Genomic DNA, 3684 nt, shown 5'->3' on the forward strand with positions numbered 1-3684 from the left:
GAACCTCCACGACCCTCCGCAGCGTGTCCCGCCACCCGGCGGCCAGCCCCGTGACCGTCGCGGCGTCGAACAGGTCCGTGCTGTACTCGACGACGCCGAAGATCCGCTCGCCGTCGTCGGTGATCTGCCAGGTCAGGTCGAACTTCGAGGTTCCGGTCGGGACCAGCTCGCGGGTCCCCGTCGCCGTGCCGAGCCGTACCGGGCGGGCGTCGTGGCGGTGCATCTCGAAGGCGACCTGGGCGAAGGCGGCGCGTTCCCCCGAGTGGTCGCGGGCGACACGGTCGAGGAGGAGCTGGAAGGGCACGTCCTGGTGGCCGAGGTCGGCGAGCACGTCCTCACGCACCTGGCCGAGCAGTTCGCGGAAGCCCACGTCCGTCCGTGCCCGCACCCGCAGCGGGACCAGGTTGACGAAGTAGCCGATCAGGCCCTCCTCGTCGTGCTCCCGGTCGGCGACGGGCGTGGAGACGACGAGGTCCTCCTGCCCGGTACGGCCGCGCAGCGTCAGGCAGAAGGCGGCCAGGAGCACCATGAACGGCGTCGCGCCCTCCGCCCGCGCCAGGTCGCGCACCCGCTCCGCGAGGTCGGCCCCGAGGTCGAACCGTACGGCGGCGCCTGCCGGGGTCCGCTCCCCGGGGACACGGTCGGTGGGCAGGTCGAGTTCCCTCGGGGCGCCTTCGAGCCTGCGCTCCCAGTAGGCGATCCCCTCGTCCAGGGTGTTCCCGCGCACCAGGCGGCGCTGCCGTACGGCGTGGTCGCGGGAGCGGGTGGGCAGCTCGGCGAGCTGGGGCTCCCTGCCGTCGAGGGTGGCGGCGTAGATCTCGGCCAGTTCGGTCTCGAAGACGCCGAGTGACCACTCGTCCCACACGATGTGGTGCAGGACGACCAGCAGCACCCAGCCGTCCTCGCCGTCGCGCGTCAGCAGGGTCCGCAGCAGCGGCCCCCGCTCCAGGTCGAACGGCCTGCGGGCCTCGCGGGCGACGACCTCCTCGGAGTACTCCTCGACGGTGAGCCGTATGGGGGAGGGGGGCAGGACGTCCTGCTCCGGTTCGCCGAGGGTGGCGGGGAAGGCGGTGCGCAGGGCCTCGTGCCGTTCGACGAGCGCGTTCAGGGACTGTTCAAGCGCCGGGACGTCGATCTCGCCACGCAGCCGGAACAGCCACGGCACGTTGTAGAGCGGCGCGCCCGGGTTCCACTGCTCGGCCAGCCACAGGGCGTGCTGCCCGAGGGAGAGCGGCCTGCCCTCCTCCTCGTACGGCGCGGCGGGCTCAGGCTCGGGGGCCGGAGCCGGCTGGGGGGCGCGTTCCGCGTCGAGTCGCGCCGCCAGGTCGGCCAGGACCGGGGTGGCGAAGACGGCCTGGGGCGACAGGCCCTTGCCGAAGTGGCCGAACAGCCTGGCGGTGATGCGGAGCGCGGCGAGCGAGTCACCGCCGAGCGCGAAGAAGTCGTCACCGCGTCCGACGCTCTCGACGCCGAGGACCTCCTGCCACAGGTCGGCCAGCAGTTGTTCCGTCTCGGTCCTCGGGGGTTCGGTCCCCTCGCCGTGCTCCGGGCCGCGCGGGAGCGGCGGCAGCGCGTCGCGGTCGAGCTTGCCGCCCTCGGTCAGCGGCAGCCGGTCCAGCGGGATCAGGTGCGCGGGCAGCAGGTAGGCGGGCAGCCGGTCGGCCAGGAACGCCATCAGCTCCCCGACGTTCGGCGTCTCGGTGACCACGTAGCCGACGAGCCGGGTCCTGCCGTCCTCGTCGTCCCGGCCGAGCACCGCGCACCGCCGTACCGCCGGGTGCTGCTCCAGGACCCGCTGGGTCTCCGCGGGCTCGACGCGGTGTCCCCGGATCTTGACCTGGTCGTCGGTCCTGCCGAGGAAGTCCAGCCTTCCGTCCGCGTCGAGGCGGACGAGGTCGCCGGTGCGGTACATACGCGCGCCGGGGGCACCGTACGGGTCGGGCACGAAGCGCTGGGCCGTCAGCCCGGGTTGTCCCGTGTAGCCGAGGGCGAGGGGGCCGCCGCCGACGTAGAGCTCCCCGGCGACCCCGGGCGGGCAGGGCGTGAGGTTCTGGTCGAGGACGTGGAGCACCCGTTCGCCGCAGGCGGTGCCGATCGGGATCTCGTCCGTCACGACCTCGGTCACCTCGTGGACGGTCGCGGTGATCACACACTCGGTCGGTCCGTAGGCGTTGAGCAGCCGCACGTCCGAGGCGTGCCGAAGCCACGAACGGGCGGCCCGGGGGGACATCCGCTCGCTGCCGGAGATCATCAGCCGGAGGCTGTGCCCCTCGGGCAGGGGGGTCCGGTCGAGTCCGAGGGCCAGCTCGTTCCAGTAACCGGCGGGCAGGTTGGCGACGGTGACCCGCTCACGACGCAGGAGGTCGAGGAGGTCGCCGATCGCGGGGGCGCGTTCCTCGCCGAAGACGACGGTCGCCCCGACGGTCAGCGGCGCGAGCGCCTGTTCGACGGAGACGTCCACGTACGGCTGCGCGAACCGCAGGACACGGTCGTCCTCACGCAGTCCGAACCGCTCGCCGATCCCGGCGAGGTGCTCGGCCAGCGCGCCGTACGAGACGCTGACGCCCTTGGGCCTGCCGGTCGTGCCGGAGGTGTACACGAGATAGGCGGGGTGGGCCGGGTCGGGCGGGGTGAGGCCGGCCGCCTCGGCCGTCTCGTCACCGAGGTTCGCGTCGAGCCGTACCAGGGGGATCTCCCCCAGGACGTCGTCACCGCCGCTGTCGCCGCTGTCGCCGCTGTCGTCACTGAGGAGAAGGCGGGCGGCGCTGTCCCGCAGGGTGAACCGGTGACGGTCGGCGGGGGCGGCGGGGTCGAGCGCGAGATGGGCGGCGCCCGTCCGCAGTACGGCGAGCATCGCGACCAGGCCGTTCACCGGGTCCTGCGCGCGCACGGCGACGACCTGTCCCGGGACCACCCCGTGCCCGCGCAGCAGCCCGGCGAGTACGGCGGTGCGCCGGTCGAGTTCGGCGTGGGAAAGGGTCAGGCGCGGACCCACTACAGCGGGTCCATCGGGATGCTCTTTAGCGCGCAGAGCCAGCAGGGATTCCCACCCAGCTTTTCGTAACATAGCGGTGACCTCGGAGTTCCAGACCCCCAATCCACGTGCTGTTTTGCTCGTGGAAAATGCCTTTGTCATGGCACGGAACTCCTCTGGAAATCGGGCTGGTGCTACTGGCGAGAATGTGGGGGCTGTGCGCTATAACCCGTTTCGGTTGTCCGCGAACGGCGGAGCGCTGGGCCGGGGGACGGCACCCCGGTACATGCGTTTTTCGCAACCTAAGGAATCCTTGCGCAAGCTATCTTGTCAAGATGTGAGTGTCAAGGGGATGCCTTGACAGCAGGGATTTCTGGCCCGGGTTACATGTTGGGGGCCTTCCCCTTCTCATGGTGAGAGGGGGCATAGTGAACGACTATTGAACAGACGGAATGGATTACGGCTGTTGCGGTCGATGAAACTATTGACACCGCAGGAATCAGTGCACAAGATGTGTTGCGCAAGAGTCCCTTAGGGGTTGATCTCCCAGGAACGGGGGCCACGCTGTTTTTGGCGCCATTGGATGCGCGCCCTAATAGAAGCGTGGTTGCGGGCTACCTGCACATATTTCACCGGCGGCTGTGTGGCGTGATTTTCGGAAGGGTCCCGTGTCATGACCAAAACGTTCTCCAGGAGTCACGCCGATGGTG

Annotated in this window: 1 protein-coding gene; it reads right to left on the reverse strand. The window is 70.5% G+C overall.

Going from position 1 to position 3684, the window contains the following annotated elements; all coding sequences use genetic code 11:
- Positions 1 to 2995, reverse strand: a 2995-nt coding sequence (locus tag ABZ470_RS41605; protein WP_362918711.1) for an amino acid adenylation domain-containing protein, incomplete at its 3' end; no start/stop codon positions are given.
- Between the last annotated feature and the right edge of the window lie 689 nt (positions 2996 to 3684).

The organism is Streptosporangium sp. NPDC020072 (assembly GCF_040631445.1).
GTDB lineage: Bacteria > Actinomycetota > Actinomycetes > Streptosporangiales > Streptosporangiaceae > Streptosporangium.